General features: G+C 58.9%; 19 protein-coding genes and 1 pseudogene. 10 read left to right on the top strand and 10 right to left on the bottom strand.

The features are described from left to right. Position 1 precedes the first annotated feature (1 nt). Positions 2 to 484, bottom strand: coding sequence for a carbohydrate ABC transporter permease (locus tag ACP15R_RS25065; protein ID WP_424988628.1), 483 nt, complete (start codon positions 482 to 484; stop codon positions 2 to 4). Between ACP15R_RS25065 and ACP15R_RS25060 the strand changes: the two genes are divergently transcribed. The 5 genes from ACP15R_RS25060 to ACP15R_RS25040 all read left to right on the top strand — a co-directional run bounded on the left by ACP15R_RS25060 (position 485) and on the right by ACP15R_RS25040 (position 5,992). Then, positions 485 to 1,072, top strand: coding sequence for a cyclase family protein (locus ACP15R_RS25060; RefSeq protein WP_424988627.1), 588 nt, complete (start codon positions 485 to 487; stop codon positions 1,070 to 1,072). An 18-nt stretch (positions 1,073 to 1,090) separates the two neighbouring features. Beyond that, a complete protein-coding gene (locus tag ACP15R_RS25055) occupies positions 1,091 to 1,669 on the top strand; it encodes a TRAP transporter small permease subunit (RefSeq protein WP_424988626.1) in 579 nt (192 codons plus the stop codon). Positions 1,670 to 1,735: 66 nt separating this feature from the next. Then, complete coding sequence (locus tag ACP15R_RS25050) at positions 1,736 to 3,034, top strand: TRAP transporter large permease (protein ID WP_424988625.1); 1,299 nt, start codon at positions 1,736 to 1,738, stop codon at positions 3,032 to 3,034. 138 nt (positions 3,035 to 3,172) lie between these two features. Beyond that, positions 3,173 to 4,213, top strand: a complete 1,041-nt coding sequence (locus tag ACP15R_RS25045; RefSeq protein ID WP_424988624.1) for a LacI family DNA-binding transcriptional regulator — start codon at positions 3,173 to 3,175, stop codon at positions 4,211 to 4,213. Positions 4,214 to 4,288: 75 nt separating this feature from the next. After that, the gene (locus tag ACP15R_RS25040; protein WP_424988623.1) at positions 4,289 to 5,992 is read left to right on the top strand and encodes a dihydroxy-acid dehydratase; all 1,704 of its coding nucleotides are present in this window, start codon (positions 4,289 to 4,291) and stop codon (positions 5,990 to 5,992) included. A gap of 333 nt (positions 5,993 to 6,325) precedes the next feature. Here ACP15R_RS25040 and ACP15R_RS25035 read toward each other — a convergent pair. The 8 genes and pseudogenes from ACP15R_RS25035 to ACP15R_RS25000 all read right to left on the bottom strand — a co-directional run bounded on the left by ACP15R_RS25035 (position 6,326) and on the right by ACP15R_RS25000 (position 13,811). Further along, a pseudogene (locus ACP15R_RS25035) lies at positions 6,326 to 7,369 on the bottom strand (IS630 family transposase). Between the two features lie 408 nt (positions 7,370 to 7,777). Beyond that, the gene (locus tag ACP15R_RS25030) at positions 7,778 to 8,104 is read right to left on the bottom strand and encodes an L-rhamnose mutarotase (protein ID WP_424988622.1); all 327 of its coding nucleotides are present in this window, start codon (positions 8,102 to 8,104) and stop codon (positions 7,778 to 7,780) included. After that, positions 8,101 to 8,277, bottom strand: a complete 177-nt coding sequence (locus ACP15R_RS25025; protein WP_424988621.1) for a hypothetical protein — start codon at positions 8,275 to 8,277, stop codon at positions 8,101 to 8,103. Before ACP15R_RS25025 ends, ACP15R_RS25030 begins: the two co-directional genes overlap by 4 nt. 146 nt (positions 8,278 to 8,423) lie before the next feature. Further along, positions 8,424 to 9,482 carry an ABC transporter ATP-binding protein gene (locus ACP15R_RS25020; RefSeq protein ID WP_424988620.1) on the bottom strand — a complete coding sequence of 353 codons (1,059 nt, stop codon included), beginning with the start codon at positions 9,480 to 9,482 and terminating at the stop codon, positions 8,424 to 8,426. A gap of 12 nt (positions 9,483 to 9,494) precedes the next feature. After that, positions 9,495 to 10,514, bottom strand: a complete 1,020-nt coding sequence (locus ACP15R_RS25015) for an enolase C-terminal domain-like protein (RefSeq protein ID WP_424988619.1) — start codon at positions 10,512 to 10,514, stop codon at positions 9,495 to 9,497. A 122-nt stretch (positions 10,515 to 10,636) separates the two neighbouring features. Then, complete coding sequence (locus tag ACP15R_RS25010; protein WP_424988618.1) at positions 10,637 to 11,494, bottom strand: carbohydrate ABC transporter permease; 858 nt, start codon at positions 11,492 to 11,494, stop codon at positions 10,637 to 10,639. Then, positions 11,491 to 12,378 carry a carbohydrate ABC transporter permease gene (locus ACP15R_RS25005; protein WP_424988617.1) on the bottom strand — a complete coding sequence of 296 codons (888 nt, stop codon included), beginning with the start codon at positions 12,376 to 12,378 and terminating at the stop codon, positions 11,491 to 11,493. The genes ACP15R_RS25010 and ACP15R_RS25005 overlap by 4 nt, the downstream gene beginning before the upstream one ends. Before the next feature lie 113 nt (positions 12,379 to 12,491). Continuing rightward, on the bottom strand, positions 12,492 to 13,811 hold the full coding sequence (locus ACP15R_RS25000) for an ABC transporter substrate-binding protein (protein ID WP_424988616.1): 1,320 nt from the start codon (positions 13,809 to 13,811) through the stop codon (positions 12,492 to 12,494). Positions 13,812 to 13,979: 168 nt separating this feature from the next. Between ACP15R_RS25000 and ACP15R_RS24995 the strand changes: the two genes are divergently transcribed. The 5 genes from ACP15R_RS24995 (at position 13,980) to ACP15R_RS24975 (ending at position 18,724) form a co-directional block, all read left to right on the top strand. After that, on the top strand, positions 13,980 to 15,053 hold the full coding sequence (locus ACP15R_RS24995) for a Gfo/Idh/MocA family protein (protein ID WP_424988615.1): 1,074 nt from the start codon (positions 13,980 to 13,982) through the stop codon (positions 15,051 to 15,053). Positions 15,054 to 15,057: 4 nt separating this feature from the next. Next, entirely contained in the window at positions 15,058 to 15,804 is a 747-nt protein-coding gene (locus ACP15R_RS24990; protein ID WP_424988614.1) for an SDR family NAD(P)-dependent oxidoreductase, read from the top strand. Positions 15,805 to 15,829: 25 nt separating this feature from the next. Further along, complete coding sequence (locus tag ACP15R_RS24985; protein WP_424988613.1) at positions 15,830 to 16,672, top strand: fumarylacetoacetate hydrolase family protein; 843 nt, start codon at positions 15,830 to 15,832, stop codon at positions 16,670 to 16,672. 36 nt (positions 16,673 to 16,708) lie between these two features. Continuing rightward, positions 16,709 to 17,614, top strand: a complete 906-nt coding sequence (locus tag ACP15R_RS24980) for an amidohydrolase family protein (protein ID WP_424988612.1) — start codon at positions 16,709 to 16,711, stop codon at positions 17,612 to 17,614. A 96-nt stretch (positions 17,615 to 17,710) separates the two neighbouring features. Then, on the top strand, positions 17,711 to 18,724 hold the full coding sequence (locus tag ACP15R_RS24975) for a LacI family DNA-binding transcriptional regulator (RefSeq protein ID WP_424988611.1): 1,014 nt from the start codon (positions 17,711 to 17,713) through the stop codon (positions 18,722 to 18,724). Between the two features lie 20 nt (positions 18,725 to 18,744). Here the strand turns inward: ACP15R_RS24975 and ACP15R_RS24970 are convergent, their stop codons facing one another. Next, positions 18,745 to 19,452, bottom strand: coding sequence for an SDR family NAD(P)-dependent oxidoreductase (locus tag ACP15R_RS24970; RefSeq protein WP_424988610.1), 708 nt, complete (start codon positions 19,450 to 19,452; stop codon positions 18,745 to 18,747). Positions 19,453 to 19,458 lie beyond the last annotated feature (6 nt).

Raw genomic sequence — 19,458 nt, 5'->3', positions numbered from 1 at the left:
GTCAGTACTCCAGCTTGTTTTTGGAGCGCGTCAGTACGGTTGTGACGATCACGACGATCATCACCAGCGCAAAAGACAAAACTGCGATCGCTGAAGGGTAGCCAAGGTCAAAGCTGTCCCACTGGAATGCACGCTTGTAGGTATAAGTACCCAAAGTTTCGGTGGACCAAAGCGGGCCGCCCTTGGTCACGATCCAGACCAAGTCAAACACCTTCATCTTGCCGATGAAGGCGAGGATTAACAGGTTGATCAGCGTACCTTTGATCATCGGGACCTTGATGAAGAACAATTTCGACCACCAGCCGCAATTGTCGAGTTCGGCAGCCTCGATGACTTCGCCGGGGAGTGAATGCAACGCAGCAAGGCAGACGACCATGTGAAAACCCACCCATTTCCAGGCGTCCACAGCGATAAGTGCCCAGAGCGCGGTGCTTGGATTGCCCAACCAGACCTCTGTCCAAGCGTCTATCGGGCGAACGAACATGTGCAAGGTCCGGATTCCGAAACCGGTCGTGGCCGCGGCAACCCCCTTGGTATTGATCGGCTGGCAGAAAACGGCGTGCAAGGGCGCGGCGTGCTCGTGGATCTCGAACGCATATTCGGCTCCGGGCGCCGCTTGATCGGTGCAAAGGAGCTGCTCCATGCCCTGCAAGTGACCGGCGCGACAATCGCTGCGGGTGACATCCTATGCCTGCATACCGGCTTTGCTCGCCACCTCTGGGAAATGGGCGAGCGTCCCGACCGCGAAAAGCTGTCCGGTCTGGGATGCGAGCTTGATGGTGCGGACGAGGAACTTCTGGAATGGGTGTCCGCGTCGGGTATTGCAGCAATTGCCGCCGACAACGCGGTTGTCGAGCATCGTCCCGTCGCCCCCAGGACGGATGGGGTGCTGCTACCGCTGCATCATCACTGCCTGTTCAAGATAGGCGTTCCATTGGGCGAACTCTGGTTCTTGTCCGATCTTGCCAACTGGCTTTCGTCCCATAATCGCAGCCGGTTTTTCCTGACCGCACCCCCCCTGCGTCTGCCGGGTGCCGTCGGCTCTCCTGTCACACCGATTGCTACGGTTTGACTGCAAAGGAAACTCTCAATGGAAAACTCCGTGTCCCGCTCCGACCGTATTCTTGAAAAGGCGGACCGCACACTGGCGCGCCTCGAAAACATCAGCGCGGCCATTGGCGCCTGGGTCATCTTTGGCCTGATGCTCCTCAGCATTGCCGAAATCTTGTCGCGCAATCTGTGGGGAGCCCCAATCCGAGGTCAATTCGATCTGATCATCCTGATCGGCCCTCTCTATGGCTTACTTGCTATGTCCTATTGTTATCGAAAGGCGGGACATGTTCGCATGGATCTATTGAACCGCAAACTTTCCGGCCGCCCCGCGTGGTTGGCCGAGCTCATCATCACGCTCGGAGCGCTGTTGATCACGGTCCAGCTTTTTCAGGGCTCCGCCATGCACTTTGAGCGGTCCTTTCAGATCGGCGACACGACGCTGGCAACAAATTGGCCAACATGGCCGTCCAAGCTTGTTGTGCCCATCGCGTTCGCACTGCTGATCGCGCGGCTTTTGGTCACGATCTGGGCTTTTGGGCGGCTTGTCATCTCGCCTGACCAGCGGATCCTCGCTGTTCCCATACCGCCGAACCCCGTGACCGAGCGGATCGACTAGATAACCGTGCTGTCGGGTCGTCATCTGCCCGACCTCTCTTACAGAACATCCAGGAAAGGAAAGACCTTGGATCCTATCGCTGTGGGCGTTCTTGGCGTCGCTGGACTTCTCTTCCTCATTCTGATCGGATTTCCGGTCGTCTTTGCTGCGGCGCTTACCGGGTTTCTGGGAATGAGCTATCTCAAGGGATTTGGCGTGGCGACCAATGTCTCGGGCCTCATCCCATACGACAGCACCGCCAATTATGCGCTGTCGGTGTTGCCGCTCTTTATACTCATCGGCTTTCTCGCCAACTCTGCAGGTATGATCAACGGCGCCTATAGGTTCGCAAGGGTCTGGTTTGGCTGGCTCCCCGGCGGCCTGGGCGTCGCCACGATCTTTGCAAGCGCTGGCTTTGGCGCCGTCTCCGGGGCAAGCACAGCGACGGCGGCCGTCTTTTCGCGCGTGGCTATTCCTGAACTTACCAAGAGCGGCTACACATCGCAGCATTCAGCCGCGCTTGTGGCCGCAAGCGGTACACTGGCCTCGCTGATCCCACCCAGCACGATCTTGGTGGTCTATGCTATCATCGTGGAGGAATCGATCGGCAAACTGTTGCTGGCCGGGTTCATACCGGGCCTCTTCTCCGCACTGATCTATGCTGGGTACATTGTTTTCTCGTCTTCCGTCGGTGGCAGCAATGACGTTCAGGTGGTGCGCTCTAACTGGAAAGAGCGCTTGAACGAGATACCCAATGTCCTGCCCATCGTGGCTGTCATAGTGGTGATCATTCTGGGCATGTCTTCGGGCTGGTCCACACCAACCGAGGCGGGTGCCATGGGTGCCGGCATCGTCTTCGTTTTCTTTCTGTTTTCAAGGCATTTTTCGATACGCGAACTGCACACATGCCTGATGGACTCGATCCGTCTCACGGTGATGATCTTCGCAACGATTTGGGGCGTTCTTATCCTCGCCCGCTTTCTGGCGTTCAGCGGTTTGCCCGGGGCAGTTGCGGCATGGATCGTCGCGCTGGATATGCCAGCCTCGATCATCTTGCTCTTCATCCTGCTGGGTTATGTCATACTCGGCATGTTCATGAACGCCATCGGGATGTTGCTGCTGACCCTGCCCATTATCTTCCCCGCCGTTGTGCAGCTTGGGTTCGATCCGGTCTGGTTTGGCATTCTAGTCGTCAAGGTGGTAGAGATCGGCCTGATCACCCCTCCTATTGGCCTGAACTGCTTCGTCGTGGCTGGCGTTCGCCCCGACATTCCCCTTAGTTCGATCTTTCGGGGGGTTCTGCCGTTTCTGGCCATGGATGGCCTCACACTCTTGCTGCTCTTCATGTTCCCGATCATCGTGTTATGGTTGCCTTCGGTCGTTTGAAGCTCACTCTCTGCGCATTTCCGCCGTGTGCTAGGCACACTTCGGTAATGAAGCGCCAAGCTGATGACCCCACTGGACGCGCGTCACATGTTGAAACGCGCGATCAGAGGGACCAAAAAAGTAAACATGAGGTGCAAGATGCGCGACGCCAAGACATCAAATAGGGTTACTGCAAACGATGTCGCCCAAGCCGCAGGCGTATCGCGTTCCGTTGTCTCGCGCGTTTACACCAAGGGCGCATCTGTCTCAGCCAAGAAACGTCAGCTGGTGATGGCAGCGGCCACAAAGCTCGGCTACGAGCCCAATATCGCCGGACGTATGCTGGCAGGCAAGGCAAGCAACGTCGTCGGGATATTGGTGGGTCCGATCCTCAACCCATTCATCGCTGCCTTGCTTGACAAGCTGACGGACGGCTTGCGCGACGCAGGTTACTTGCCAACCCTTTTCAAGGTCGACACAACAGATGCGGATCCGTTAAACATCCTGCCTTTGATTGGGCAATACAACATGCTTTCGACGATCATCGTCGGCGTTGCGCCCACTGAAGAAATTGCCCGGCAATTCTTCCGCACCGCTCCATCTCCGGTAATTCTGAACCTCGGGCTTGTCCGCGACATCCAGGCGGCTGTCGTGACAACCGACCATTTCGGAGGTGGTTTGCTTGCGGCCCAAGCCCTGCTCCTAGGCGGCGCCCAACGCCCGGCGCTTATCATTCCCGAACATGGCCGCGCAGTCTATCGCGAGCGCGAGGCTGGGTTCTGGCAATGCATCGACGACGCGGGCCTGCCAAGATTGCGGCAGACCGCCGCAGACGGCTCATACGCCGACGGACACGCAGCTACACTCGCGCTCATGCAGGAAAAAATTGTCCCTGACGGGGTCTTCTACGGCAACGACTTGATGGCACTTGGTGGACTCGATGCGCTTCGGCTTGAACTAGGCCTTGAGGTACCCGAGGACGTCGCAGTTATCGGATATGATGACATTCAGAACGCCTCTCTCGGCTCGTACAAACTCAGCACAATCCGCCAACCCGTCGAACTTCTAATCCAGAAAGCGCTGGAGGCGGTAGAGCAGCTTGGGAACGACTCATCCTCTACGACGTTCGAGACAACGCTGCTTGCGCCAACGCTCGTAACGCGGAACACGACCAAACCAGCACTTAACGCGTCTCCTTGATGGCCGGGACCCTGTGCAAGAAGGGCCACATCACAATTCATTGGCGTTGCGTGTCACAAGATGAGAAAAGCTAAAATGGAAAAAAGTCCCAAGGGCATCGAGCGCGGACTAACGAACTACGGTGATCCAGCGTTCTCGAAATATCTGCGCCGTTCATTCGCCAGTTCGATGGGCTACAGTCGCGAGATGCTTGAGAGACCAATCGTCGGCATCTGTCATGCCGCTTCTGGGTTCAACAATTGCCACAGGCATTTTCCCGAATTGATCGAAGCGGTCAAACGCGGAGTTCTCGCTGCGGGTGCTCTGCCTATCGAATTCCCGACGATCTCGCTTGGTGAAGTTTATCTCTCGCCCACGTCGTTGAAATTCCGCAACCTCATGTCGATGGACGTCGAAGAGATGATTCGTGCGCAACCCATGGACGCGGTCGTGCTGCTTGGTGGCTGTGACAAGACCGTTCCTGCGCAGATCATGGGCGCTCTGTCGGCCAACCTGCCCGCAGTTCAGCTTGTTGCCGGGCCGATGTCTACGGGTCGCCATAAAGAACACCGTCTGGGGGCGTGCACCGACTGTCGTCGGTTCTGGCAGAGCTTCCGGGCCGGTCGGTTAGACAAGGTTGAAATTGACACAATCGAACAAAAGCTGGCCTCCACTGCCGGGACCTGCGCCGTGATGGGCACTGCATCGACTATGGCTGTTCTGGCAGAGGTGATGGGGCTGATGCCGCCCCTTTCTGCGGCTATCCCCGCGGTGTCGGCCGAGCGACTGCGGATGGCCGAAGCGACAGGTAAGCTGGCTGTGGACCTGATCGGAAGCGGGCGCACACCCGGGTCCATCGTGACGCGACAGGCCATCGAAAATGCCATGATTGTGCTCCTGGCTTTGGGCGGATCGACAAATGCCATTATACACCTCGCCGCGATTGCGGGGCGGGTGGGGCTTCGTGTCGACCTGGAACGGTTAAACGTGCTTAGCGACCGCGTACCAACACTCGTGGACCTGAAGCCGACCGGAGCTTTCTATATGGAGGACTTGCACTATGCTGGTGGGGTACCCGCAGTAATGCGCGAGTTGGCGGCCCTGCTTCACCTCGATGCGCCCACGATCACGGGCGAGACAGTAGGAGAGCTGGTGGCCACCGCCGACACTTGGGTCGATTCAGAGATCATCCGCCCGGCATCCGACCCCATCCTTGCGACGGGCGGGCTGGTCGCACTTTACGGCAACCTCGCACCGAATGGCGCCATACTCAAGCGAGCTGCCGCCGATCCCACTTTGTTTGAGACCGCTGGGCGCGCTTTGGTTTTCGACTCGTTGGAGGATCTTTCCAACCGCATTGATAGTCCTGAACTTGACGTGACGGCGGATGACATCCTCGTTTTGCGCAATGCCGGACCAACCAGCGATGCTGCCATGCCAGAGGCCGGGTATCTGCCTATCCCACGCAAACTCAGCCGCGCCGGTGTCACGGATATGATCCGTATTTCCGATGCGCGGATGAGTGGTACGGCGTATGGCACGATTGTTCTGCATGTCTCGCCCGACGCTGCCGCTGGAGGGCCGCTGGCGGCCGTACAAACGGGCGACCGTATCCGACTGAGCGTTGCAGAAAGGCGGCTAGACCTACTCGTCTCGCAGGATGAAATCGAGCGGCGCCTATCTAGGATCGATGCTTTGCCGCGTGCTGTTGGCCGAGGCTATGAACGCCTCTACCAAGAGCAAGTTATGCAGGCGGAGGATGGTTGCGACTTCCGCTTCCTGACCTCAGCTCCCGATTGATCGATCGCACAAACGCCGGTGGAAGCCAAACCGGCACAATAGCGTTTATACCCCGACGCCAACCACCCTGCCTGGCTCGCAGGTCGGATGCCAAGGTTCCAGAATTGCAAAAACAAACATGACTACGAGTTGAGCCGCTCGTGCAGCGCTGTAGCCGCAAGCGGGCAGTGTCAGCCCTAGTTCGCCATATTCCGCTCATGCACTATCAGGTTCAGGTCCGGAAGCAGTCGTATCGCAAGCTGAAACTGCGACGCGGCAGCTTGCTGCGCAACGGTCCATTTCCCGTCACTCGTTCAAGGCGGGCGTAAACGGACTCTAATACCAACGGCTTGATCAATTGACCTTAATCCAGCTTCTGCTGGCGATTGAGGTTATGCGGTCAGGATCGTTTACGAAGAAGTTCCTGGCGTCTTGGCATTTGTTGAGGATGTCCTCATAGCTGTCGAACACCGAAATGGCGAGTTTGTTGGCACGCAAGTAGGCCCAGACGATTTCTATCGGATTAAGTTCGGGAGCATACGGTGGCAATTTCAGGAGGGTGATGTCGTCGGGCACCTCAAGAGCTTTCGCACAATGCCAGCCAGCGTCGTCCACGATCAACAGTGCATGCGCCCCGGGCGCGACCGCCTTTGCGATCTCTTTGAGATGCAACCCCATGGCTTCGGCGTTGACATAAGGCAGTATCAGCCACGCGGCGGTGCCGTGTGCCGGGCAGGCGGCACCAAAAATTTAGCGCTATTTGTAGCGTGTATCGCGAGGCGCGCGTGGTCGGGAGCACGCCGCGCCCAAATGCGGGTCAGCGTAGCCTGCTGTCCCACGCGGCTTCGTCTTGGAACCAAACCTCCAGCGCCTTGCTCTGGGCCGGTACAAGCAGAATATCTGTTACGATACTGGCAAAAGTTTTTTTGAACACAGCCTGCGCTGCCGGGTCGGCACTGGGATGTTCCGGGCGCACCGAGAGCCTGCGAATTCCCAGCGTGGCCAGATATGTACCGGCCGTGCGCTCATGGAGTTTGACATTGAACTCCGCCTCAAGGCGCCGCGCAAGGTCTACGCGCCGCCAATGCACGACAACATCTCGCGCGGAATCGGGCCCGGCCTCAACCCAACGCGAGAAGTGCGCCATCTGGTCTTCAGACAAGAGGGGTTTCAGCTCACCACCACCACAGTTGGACAGTCTTTCGATACCTTCAGCATTGTAACGGTGAATTCAGTCCCGAAGCGTCTGACGATCCATTCCGCGGCCTTTCGCGACGCTCCCTCAATCACCAAAGCGATGGCCAAAAGCCGCCGCGATATGCGACTGTCCTTCACGCGTCCAGATTGTCTGCGCAAATCCGCCACCGTCGCGACATCGCGGGAAATCTTCACCGTCATTCCAACCTCCTTATCGGTTGGAGCGATTGAGTCAGACTTTCACGAATTTGGGCATCCCTGTCTGACGTCAGCGCCGATGGTGCAGTTTAGGGTGATTTGATAACAGAGGGTTTCTAGCACATCGTAACCACCAAGGCGTGGAGATGAGACAGAAACCCGGAACCAAACGGAGCCACGGCGTGAAGGTTGTGAAAGACGTTCGTCGTGCGACACGCCAACAGTATTCAGGCCGGACGAATTGGCTGCCCTGGAACGTTCGCCTTGAACTCGGGCGAGTGGTACTTCCGCTTCGACATCTCTGATCTCCTCGTCGTCGAAGACCAGCAGACAACAAATCATAGCTTGCGTGAGTGTCCGAATTTCTTGGGGGTAGCTCAGCCCTTCGAGCCCGACTTCTTCAGCAGCCTTTTAGGGCTCCTTTGGCATCGGGTCGGCATGGAAGGTGAAGACATCTTCGACCTCAATTTGGATCGGACGGGTATCTGGGTGGCATTGCATCAAAGGCTCCATGGCGGCCCACCAACGCCACTGTACAGGATCAGGTTCTGTCGTGACAAATGGCGTATCGCGGTCTTGCACGGCAATCAGCAACAAGCCGTGGCGATGTATCGTTAACTGGCGGATGCCGTTTTTGCACATCAGGTCCAAGAGCTCGGGCCAGATCAGGTCGTGGCGGGCCTTGTATTCGGCCTCGCACCCCGGTTTGAGGGTCATCAACCAGACACGGCGGTTCATGCTGCGGCCACGCGGTTGTCATTGATGTAGCCCCAAACGATATCATACCCCAGACCGGGAGCCTGTGGCAGCGGGTTCATTCCATCTGCGTTCATCGGATCGCAGTTTGCGCGCAGGTAAGGATGGGGCGCGTCATAGTTGACGCCTGGGGCCAGCAACCCTTTTCGTGGCATTCGCTCGTGTCCTTAAATGTTGTGCCCATTGCGTGCAGATTGTCCCAACCCGCCATGTGGATTCGCATTTAATGCCGTAGGCTTTGCAAACCACAGCCGTCTTGCGACATCCGGTCAACCCGCCGCGCCGATATCCGTAATTCGCATCAGGCCGAGCCAAGTCGCGCCCCGGTTTCGGCATCAAACGCAATTAACCGGCCCGGCTCAATTGCCAAGTGTACCTGATCACCTTGGGTCAGTTGCATACGGTCGCGGGTTGACACCAACGTCGGCGTGCCGGCCAGGTCAACGATAAACTGAATTTCAGCGCCAGTCGGTTCGACCACCGTGACCGTCCCCGCCGCCCCCTGATCGGTGATCATGATATGCTCGGGCCGGACGCCGGCGGTAAATGTCTGCCCGTTGGTCAGCCCTACCGGAGCGGGTGTCAGCCTATTGCCATCGGCGAGCACCGCCTGCCCGTTTTCGACCACGGCAGGTAGAAAATTCATCGCTGGGGAGCCGATAAATCCGGCGACAAACTTGTTTGCAGGTCGGTCATATAAATCCAGAGGCGCGCCGATCTGTTCGACGTGTCCGTCTTTCATGACTACGATCTTGTCGGCCATTGTCATTGCTTCGATCTGATCATGGGTGACATAGACAATTGTTGTTCCCAGACGCTGATGCAGTTGCTTGATCTCGGCGCGCATTTGTACGCGCAAGGCGGCATCGAGGTTCGACAGCGGTTCATCGAAGAGGAACACCTTCGGATCACGCACGATAGCGCGGCCCATGGCCACACGCTGACGCTGACCGCCTGACAATTGCTTGGGGAAACGTTCGAGCATTGGCGCAAGGCCCAGGATTTCGGCGGCCTGGGCAACCTTCTTATCGATCGTCTCTTGGTTGACCTTCGCCATCTTCAGCGGGAAACCCATGTTCTTGGCGACATTCATATGCGGATAGAGCGCATAGTTCTGGAACACCATGGCGATGTCCCGGCTTTTGGGGTGCAGATGTACGATGCTGGACCCATCAATGGAAATTTCGCCGCCGCTGATGGTTTCCAGACCGGCGAGCGAGCGCAGCAAAGTGGATTTGCCACAGCCCGATGGGCCAACCAGCACGACGAACTCGCCGTCTGCAACATCAAGGTCGATGCCGTGAAGAACCTCGACCGGTCCATAGGATTTGCGAATGTCACGAAGTTGTACAGAGCCCATGTCAGACCTCCCTCAGTCTTTTTTGGCGCTGTGGCCAAGGAATTGATGTGCGATTTTGGCAGGAGGTTGATTTCCTGCCTTGTTGTTTGGGACGAGAACGCGCCCATTGTCAAAGACCGGTTCCGCCCCCATCAGCCCGTAAAGCGGAGAGGCGTCCCCCCGGTCGACGAATTCGACGACCGGATCTGATTGCCGTGCCGCCGCCATGGCCAGCGCCCAGGGTTGTTCGCAGGTGTTGTGCAGAATGACCGGCACATCGGCGGCCCTGGCCATGTCGAGAATGCGCAGGCATTCGGTGATGCCTCCGGCCCAGGCGACATCCGGTTGCAGGATGTCGACCAGACCTTCACGGATCAACTCGGCGCAATCCCAACGGGTAAAGCTGAAATTGCCAAGGGCCAGACGGGTGTTGTCGGCAAGACCGGCCCTGAGTTTGCGCAGCCCATCCAGGTCATGGGGCGGCAAGGGATCCTCGATCCAGTAAAGGTCATGCCCGACCGCGGCTTCGGCAAAGCGCAAGGTGTAATCGGTGTCCCAGGCCATGAAGGCATCCAGCATGATCCGGCTATCCGGCCCGGCGGCCTTACGGAAGGCCGCCATGCAATCGACATTGGCCTGCAGGCCCTGATCACCGGCGTCGGGACCGAATGGCATCGCCGCCTTCAACCCCCACCAACTGTTGTCGCGATGCGCTTCGGGCTGTGTTGCGGTACAATAGACACCCAGATCCCCGGCACCGCCACCCAAGGCCGTCACCAAGGAAACGCTTTTCGTTTTCGCGTGCAGATCCCAAAGCGCGATATCGACCCCCGCAACCGCCATCATCGCGAAGCCGGACCGGTCATAGGGCAAGAGCGAATTGAACATCTGATCCCAGACATCCGCAATATCGCTGACCGTTGTCCCTTGGATCAGGCGCGACAGATGCGTCTGGATGATCAGGGCCACAACCTCGCCGCCGTTGGTACAGGACCAACCCACAAGCCCATCTTCGGATTCGATCCGCACGAACACCTTTTTCGTGGGCCACATCCACCGGGATCGGTTTTCGCCGAACTGGGGCCAGCGCGACATGGGGGAGGCTACGCGGCTGGTTTGCAGCTTTTGTGCCTGAAATCCGCAATCTATGGCGCGGGCCTGAATGGAGGCGATCTTCATCCCTTCACCGCCCCGGCCAGCAGGCCGCGTGTGAAGTACCGTTGACCAAAGAAGAACACGACCATGATCGGCAGCGCGACCAGAGAGGCAGCGGCACCCACGCGGTTGAATTCGATGGTGAACAGTTCGACAAAACTTGCCAGCCCGATGGTGACGGTCTTGTTGTCGGTGGATTCCAACAGGATCGAGGCAAAGGCAAATTCGCTCCATGCGCCGACAAAGTGCCACATCGCAGCGGTGATCAGGGCAGGCGTTGCCAGTGGCAGCACGATCCGGACCATGCACTGCAATCTGCTGGCGCCGTCCATCATCGCGGATTCCTCCAGCTCAAAGGGGATTTCACGCAGCGAAGAGGCGATGATCCAGGTCGCGAACGGCAGGCCGAATGCCGAATAGAGAAGGATCAGCCCGACCAGTGTATCCTGAAGGTTGAGCGAGTTCATCAGCCGGTAGGTCGGCAAAAGAAGCGCCGCACCCTGGAACATCCGGCTGATCAACAGTCCCCCAAGGATCAGATCGCGACCGGGAAAATGCAATCGGCTGAAGGCGTATCCGGCCAGCGTGCCAAAGATCAGCACGAGGATGGTGGAACTAACCGCGACGATGAAACTGTTGGAGATCAGCGTAGGCCAGTTGAGGATCTGGCTGGATTGTGAAGTTTCGTCGAACAGCGCCGTGTAGGCTTCGAGCGTGGGGGCCTGGGGCCAGAAGGTCAGCGGCAAGCTGGCCAATTCGCCGGTGGTTTTGAAAGAGGCCAGGACCAGCCAGAAAATCGGGAACAGCACGTAAGCTGCAATGATGGTTCCTGCCAGGCTGAGCCCAAGCCAGTAGAGCGGGCGTGATGTCGCGTTCATTTGCTTCCTCCTGCGGCCCAGGACCGGCGGTTGATGTAAAGGTAAAGGCCGACCACACACATCAGGAACACGAGGTTGACGACCGACATTGCCGATCCGACACCCCAGTTGAAGAAGGTGAAGCTCTGCTGGTAGATGTATGTGGACATGATCTGGCTGGAATTGGCAGGCCCGCCCCCGGTCATGACCCAGGGCAGCGTGAATTCGGCAGTGATCCAGATCATCGAGATCACCGTCACAGCCGTCAGCGAAAACGCGATATTGGGCAGGATCACGTGGTGGAACCGCTGCAAGGCGCCAGCCCCGTCCATCCTGGATGCTTCGATCTGCTCGGCGGGGACCGAGCGGATGGCCGCGCAAAGGATAAGCGCCACCAGCGGCATCTTGCGCCAGACCAGCACGATGACCAGCATCCACATCACAAGGTTCGGATCGCCAAGAAACGAGATCGGCTGATCGCTAAGCCCGGTGCGTGTAAAGGCGTCACCGATCACCCCGACCTGCCCGTGCAGCATCCATTTCCACGCCATCGCCGTGACCACATCGGGCAACACCCAAGGCAGCAGGATCAGCGCGCGCAAACCGGTCGTCATCTTTGAATCGATCGCCAGATAGGTGCCGACAGCCAGCCCGGTCATGACGCAAAGCAGCGTGCCGCCCAGGATCCAGATTGCCGTATTCTTGACCACCGTCAGAAAGACAGGGTCAGCCCAAAGGGCGCGAAAGTTGGTCAAGGTGCCAAAGCCGCGTTCCTGGCCCATGACAAATTGCGTGAGGCTGAGTGTGGCGACATCCCATGTCGGGCCAAGCACGAAAGCCATGACCGCTGCGACAACGGGAAGGATCAGGAAATAGGCCAGCCATCGGTCACTGCTGCGGTTCATCGTTCGGCCTTTCGATAGGGGAATGGGGTCCGCCCCCCCGGTTGCGGGGCGGAGGCTTTGATCGTCGGGCTGCGGGTCCGGCAATTCTGAAAGGACCGCCGGAGCGGCGCTGGTCAGCCGCGCAGCAGATCAATCTGTGCTTGTGCGGCCTCATTGGCGGCGTCGAGAGCCTCTTGCGGCGTCTTCTGGCCCAGAACGACTTGCTGGATGGCCGTGGCCAGCGCGCTTTCCACGGCAGAGACGCCGATGAAACGCGGCATCGGCTCGGCACCGGCAAAGAAGTTGCCTTCGTTGTATGACTTGATCCAGTTCGGCCAGACCTCTGCCAGGGCGGGGCTTGACCAGGCTTCCTTGCCGGCGGGAACGCGGGCAATTTCGGGGTTTCCGCCCCAGGTGTTCAGCTGCTCGGTCTGGGTCCAGAAATCAATATAGGCCATGGCCGCTTCAGGGTTTCTGGTGCGCGAGGAAACCATCAAAAGGGCCGACCCGTCCATGATGGCCGCAACCGGCGGGAAGCTTCCGCTGACGGTATCAGGGCGCGGGAATGGCGCGCCTTCCCAGTTCAACTCCGCCGGGACCGGCCAGGGTGTGTTGAGCCAGGACAGCCCGATCCACATTGCCGCGCGCCCCTGCCCGAACAGTTGCGCGGTATCGCGAAAATTGGTTTCGGTCATGGATGTGCCGGGTGGTGTCGACCCATCGGCGATCAGGTCGGCATAAAGCTGCAATGCATCGACCATGCCCTTTTCGTTCAGCAGAACCGTGTCGGTTTCCTCGTCGAACACACGGCCGCCATTGGCATAGGCGATGCCTTCGAAAATGTTGATATCGACGGGGGCAGTGGTAGCCGGAAAGGCGATGCCGGGGCGGCCGGGTTTGGTCATCGCCTTGGCGTATTCTCGCAGCTCGGACCAGCTGGCGGGCGGGCGATCAAAACCGGCCTCTGCGAGGGCATCCATGTCAATCGCCAGGAACGTCGCCATGTCCACATAGGTGGGCATGCCGTACAATTTGCCTTCGTGCACCCCGGACGCCAGTATCTCGGGAACGAGGCGGGTTTGCCAATCTTCGATCTGGCCATCAGCGGCCAGATCATCCAGCGGCTGGATCAGGCCAAAGCCTGCAAATTCCGGAATGTCCTGCCCGAACGCAATCACCACATCCGCCAGGCGGTTGGTCTGGAAGCCGGCCAGAATTTTCTGACGGCGGATCTGGCCGTTAAAGAACGAATAATCCAACTCGATATCCGGGTAGGTGGCCGCGAAGCGGTCATTGGCGGCTGGCCAGGCCTCGACTTCGGCCGGTGTGCCGCCGAATTTCCAGACCGAAAGCTTGCCACTTGCGGTCTGCGCCGCCCCCACGCCAAGGCCCATCGTCGCCGCCAGTGCGGTCGTTCCGATTAGAAACCCGCGTCTGCTGAGATCAAGGTTCATGATTTCTCCTCCCGTGTAAAAGCGTTGCTAGCGGCATCACCGTAATGATGTTCGAGCGTCATTGCGTATTGACATAGGATTAGGCTCATGACATTCGTATGTCAACGATCATTTTCGGCTGGCTGACTTTTTGGTGGTCGAAAGGCCGCCCACAAGAATGAGAAGCAAATGACAAACGGTGATGTCTCCGCAAAACAGGTCCGCGCCGCCATAATCGGCGCCGGGCATTTCGCGTACCGTGTGCATATTCCCGTGCTACAGGCTCGCCCGGAGGTCGTTCTGGATTCCGCCTGTCGCATCGGCGCAGACGACCTTGGGCTAATTCGCGACGAGTTCGGATTCGCTTTTGCATCCGAAGACTGGCGCGATGTCCTGGCGCGTGACATCGACATTGCCGTGATCGCAACCCCGCATCACCTTCATTTCGAACAGGCCATGGCGTTTCTGCAAAAGGGCTGCCACGTCCTAGTAGAAAAACCGATGTGCCTAGATTCGCAAGAGGCCTGGGCGCTTGTCTCCAAGGCAGAGGAGGTGGGGCGCGAGCTTCTGGTTTCTTACGGCTGGCACTACAAGCCGGGTCTGAAGAAGGCGCGCGACCTGTTGGGCCGGATCGGCAAGGTCGAACATGTGCTGTGCCACATGGGGTCGTTCACGCGGTCGGTCTTTGCGGGCAGCGGCGGATCATCGCGGTGGGACCACATCCGCATCCAGCCTGAACCCGAGACCTGGCAAAATGCCGATGCTGGGGGTGGTTTCGCCTTTGGGCAACTTAGCCATGCCTTGGGTCTGCTGTTCTGGCTGACCGACCTCCGGTGCGAATCCGTTGGCGCGATAACGCTGGACGCGCCCAATCGGATCGACCTGCATGACGCCGCCGTGACGCGCTTTGACAATGGGGCGACCGGGGTGTTTTCGGGAACATGCGGCGTGCCCCAGGGCCATGGGTTCGAGCTCGACATCCGCATCTACGCAGAGAGCGGCTCGATCCTGATCGACATAGAAACGGAGCGGATGATCCTCAAACTGCCCGATGGCAGCAGCGAGGATCATTCCGTGCCTGCCGGGACATGGGCCTACAGTTGCGAAGGCCCGGCCAACGCGCTGGTCGATGTAGCACTTGGAAAAGACAGCAACGAAAGCCCCGGCCATGTCGGCGCGCGGGCGGTCGAAACCCTGCACGCACTCGTTACCTCGGCCAGGGCCGGGGGCAGTGCCACACCAATCAAACTGATGAAGGGATAATTCAGTGACGACCTATGACTTTTCAAACCAGACCGCCATCGTCACCGGCGGCGCGCAGGGAATCGGCGGTGCGGTGACCGAACTTCTGACCGCCAATGGGGCCCGTGTCGTCATCTGGGACATGGATGTGGAACTGGCCCAGACGACAGCCGCGCGTGTGGGGGGCGGCGCGCTGGCGGTGCAGGTCGATGTGTCCGACTGGGACAGCGTTCAGGCCGCAATGGCCAAAACGCAGGAGACCAGCGGCAGTGTCGAGGTCCTGGTGAATTCGGCAGGCATCGCCGGCGCGAACGCGCCGCTGGCGGATTATCCCGTCGAGGAATTCCGCAAGATTGTCGACATCAACCTGAACGGCACCTTTCTGGTGAACAAAGCCGTTGTGCCGGGAATGACGGCCAAGGGCTATGGGCGCATCGTCAACATCGCCTCGGTCGCGGGCAAGGAGGGCAACCCCAATGCCTCTGCCTATTCGGCAAGCAAGGCAGGTGTGATCGGGCTGACGAAATCGCTGGGCAAGGAGCTGGCGGGGCAGGATATCTCGGTCAATTGCGTCACCCCCGCCGCGGCGCGCACGCGCATCTTTGATCAGATGAAGCAGGAACACATCGACTACATGCTGTCCAAGATTCCGCGCACCCGTTTTCTGGAACTGAACGAAGCCGCCGCGATGATCGCCTGGCTCGTCTCGGCCGAAAACAGCTTTACCACCGGCGCCACCTTCGATCTGTCGGGCGGACGGGCGACCTATTGATCACCACAAAAGATAAGGAAAACAGATGAAACTTCTCAGGTTTGGCCCCCGAGGCCAGGAACGTCCGGGTATGCTGGACGCCGATGGGCAATTGCGTGACCTTTCTGCGCATCTGCGTGATTTTGCGGGGCCGGATTTGCCCGAAGCGATCAAGACGGCGGCCTCCGTCGATCCGGCCAGCCTGCCGCTGGTCGACGGCACGCCCCGGCTCGGCCCCTGTGTCGGGCAGGTCGGCAAATTCGTTTGCGTCGGGTTGAACTATTCCGACCACGCGGCAGAATCCGGCATGGAAGTCCCGCCAGAGCCGATCATCTTCTTCAAGGCCACATCCGCGATCTGTGGGCCCAACGACGATGTCGAAATTCCGCGCACGTCTGTCGCCACGGACTGGGAAGTCGAGCTTGCCGTGGTCATCGGCAAGACCGCGAAATACGTCAGCGAAGAGGACGCGCTCGATCATGTGGCCGGTTATTGCGTCGTCAATGACGTGTCCGAACGTGATTTCCAGATCAAACGACATGGCCAGTGGGTGAAAGGCAAATCCGCCGACACTTTCGGCCCGACCGGCCCCTGGCTGGTCACCCGGGACGAGGTGCCGGACCCGCAGAACCTCGACATGTATCTGGAGGTGAACGGCCACCGCTATCAGAAGGGCACGACCCGCACGATGGTTTATGGTGTGGCCTATCTGGTGTCTTATGTTTCGCAGTTCATGAGCCTCCAGCCGGGTGACATCATTTCGACGGGCACCCCGCCGGGTGTCGGCATGGGACAGACCCCGCCGTCATACCTCAAGCCGGGGGACGTCATGGAGCTTGGCATTCAGGGTCTTGGCGTGCAGCGGCAAGTCACCGTGGCGGCAGACTGATCCCCCATGCGAAGCGCCCCTAATTTCGATGGTCCGATGCCAGGTACGATTGTCGATGCGCATCACCATCTGTGGGAACTGGAGCGTTTTCCTTACTCGTGGCTTGCCCCGGATGCGCCGCCGCGCCCCTTTGGCAATCATGACGCGATCAAACGCGATTTTCTTACCTCGAACTACCTTGAACATTTCGAGGGGTTGCCGCTGGCGGCGTCGGTGCATATCGACGCCAACTGCGGCGCGGCGGAGCCCGGGGATGAAACTGCCTGGCTTGCAGACCTGTCCGGCAGGTCAGGTTGGCCCCATGCAGCCGTTGGCGGCATTGATCTGTTGTCACGGACTGTCGCCGATACCTTGCAGGCTCATGCGCGCCATCCAATCGCCCGGGGCGTACGGGCCATGGTGGCCCATGATCGCACAGGTCGTTGGTGTTTTTCGGATCGCGCGCATGTCCTGAGCGATCCGACCTTCATCAAGAATGCAGGCCTGCTGAGCGAAATGGGCTTCAGCCTCGATCTGGTCATTGTCCCGGAGCAACTGGCCGAAGTCGCCGGACTGGCCGAAACCCTGCCGAACCTTTCGATCATCGTCGATCATCTGGCAACCCCGGAGACTTCGTCGCTGTCAGAGTGGCGCAATGGGATGGAAATGATCAGCCGCTTTGACAACATCGCCATGAAGCTGTCAGGTCTTTGGATCATCGACAAACACTGGCGGGTCGAACGGCTGCGACCCTATGTTCACCATGCCCTTGACCAGATCGGGGGCGACAGGCTGATGTATGGATCCAACGCGCCAATCGACACCCTACACTGCTCGGTTGTCGATCAGATTAGCGGCCTTGCCTTGCTGATTGGCGAAAAGCACCCCCAGGGGATCGACGCCGTGTTCAGCGATACCGCCCGGCGGGTGTACCGCTTTGGACCCCCCATCAACAATAGATAAAAGGCTTGCAGTCGATCCAGAGAGAGGATTTGATATTCGTGCATCATCATGCCATGATCAAACTGTGTTCGGGTTCAGAAAAAGGGATTGCGCATCATGGATGAGAAAAAACCTCGCACGCTCAAGGATGTATCCATTGCGGCCAACCTGTCCCTGATCACCGTTTCACGGGCCCTGCGCAAGCCCGAGACTGTGCGCGAGGAAACCCGCGCAAAGGTCCAGGAAGCGATCCGGCGCGTCGGCTATGTGCCCAACCTCACCGCACGGTCGCTGGTGTCCAACAGATCCAACATGGTCGGTCTGGTGGTTCCTTTCCTGCGCAGCTCGCTCTTTGCCGACCTTGCCGAAGGATTGACCGATGTGCTGACCCAGCATGACCGCCAGTTGCTGCTTGGCGTCAGCAACCGCGCGATCGAACAGGAATGCGGTGCGGTGCGCACCTTTCTTGGTCGTCAGGCAGATGCCATCGTGGTCACTGGCTTTACGCACACCGACGACTGCGAAAACCTGTTGCGCAATTTTCATGGTCCCGTGGTCGAAACCTGGAACCTCAAGCCCGATACCATCGACCTCGCCGTCGGGTTCGACAACAAACGTGCGGCGATGGAGATGACGCGCTACCTCATTGGCAAGGGCCATCGTTCCATTGCGGTGGTCGGGGGCGATTTCGACAACAACGATCAGGCGGCTGACCGTTATGCCGGATTTTCGGAGGTCATGAAGAAACACGGCCTTGCGATCAATCCCGACCACATCATCGAGATTCCCAACCCCACGACGGTCAAAATGGGCCGCGAAGCGCTTCACCGTCTCATGTCGGGTGCCGCGAAACCCTCAGCCATCTTCTTTCACGCCGAACTTCCGGCGCATGGGGCGATCATGGCTTGCCTTTCGGAAGGCATCCGGGTGCCCGAAGACGTGGCCATCGCGGGATTCGGCGATCTGAGCCTTTCGGAAATGCTACCCATCCCGCTGACGACCGTGAAAATTGACGCTGTGGGCATCGGGCGCAAGACAGGGGCGCTGATCATTGACCGGCTTGATGACAAGATGGAAGAAGACCCTGTCGTCGATGTCGGTTTCGAACTGATGGTACGCTCAAGCGCGTGAAATCGGCCGTTGCTGGTGTGTCAGCCCGGCTCAAAGCCGCCTTCATAAGGGAATACCCGGCCTGAACGGTCAATGAACTTGCCTGCCCAGTCCGGGCTTGCCTGTTCCAGCGTTTGCCGCACAAGGGCAACCGTGTCTTCGGTGCTGTAATCACCGGCATTCTGGGTCATGTCTGTGGCCGTACGCCCCGGACGCAGCGAGAAATAGATCACGCCCTCCCCCTCCAGCGCCGCACCAAGAGAGATCGTCGCCGCATGGGCCGCCGCCTTGGTCGTCCGGTAAATGACAAGCTCGGGGCCGGTCATGTGACCGAAAATACCCGATTGGCTGCCAAGCGTGATACCCAGCGGACGTACTGTGCGTTTGAGGTTGGGCAGCAGGGCACGTGTCACGATGGCAGGGCCCAGCACATTGATGCGGAACGCGTTGGTCCATTCCCCAAGGCTCGCGTCCAGCGCGGAACGCTCACGGTCCCCCATGATCCCGGCATTGTTGAGCAAAAGATCAATAGGCTGATCCCTAAGATGCTGCGCAAGCGCCTCTGCCTGCGTTTCATCGGCTGTATCGAGCGGGCATACCTCGACGCCAAGCTGGTACAGCGCCTCTGCCTGCGCAGTGTTGCGGCAAGTGGCGATGACATGCCAGCCCGCCTGCGAGTACTGCTTGCAGAACTCAAGGCCAAGACCTCTGTTGGCACCCGTCACCAAGACGGTTTTCCTGTCGGGCATCAGGGT

It is taken from the genome of Microbulbifer sp. S227A (assembly GCF_049800935.1).
The sequence above is the reverse complement of the archived record's forward strand: the minus strand, read 5'-3'. Positions and strand labels throughout refer to the sequence as shown.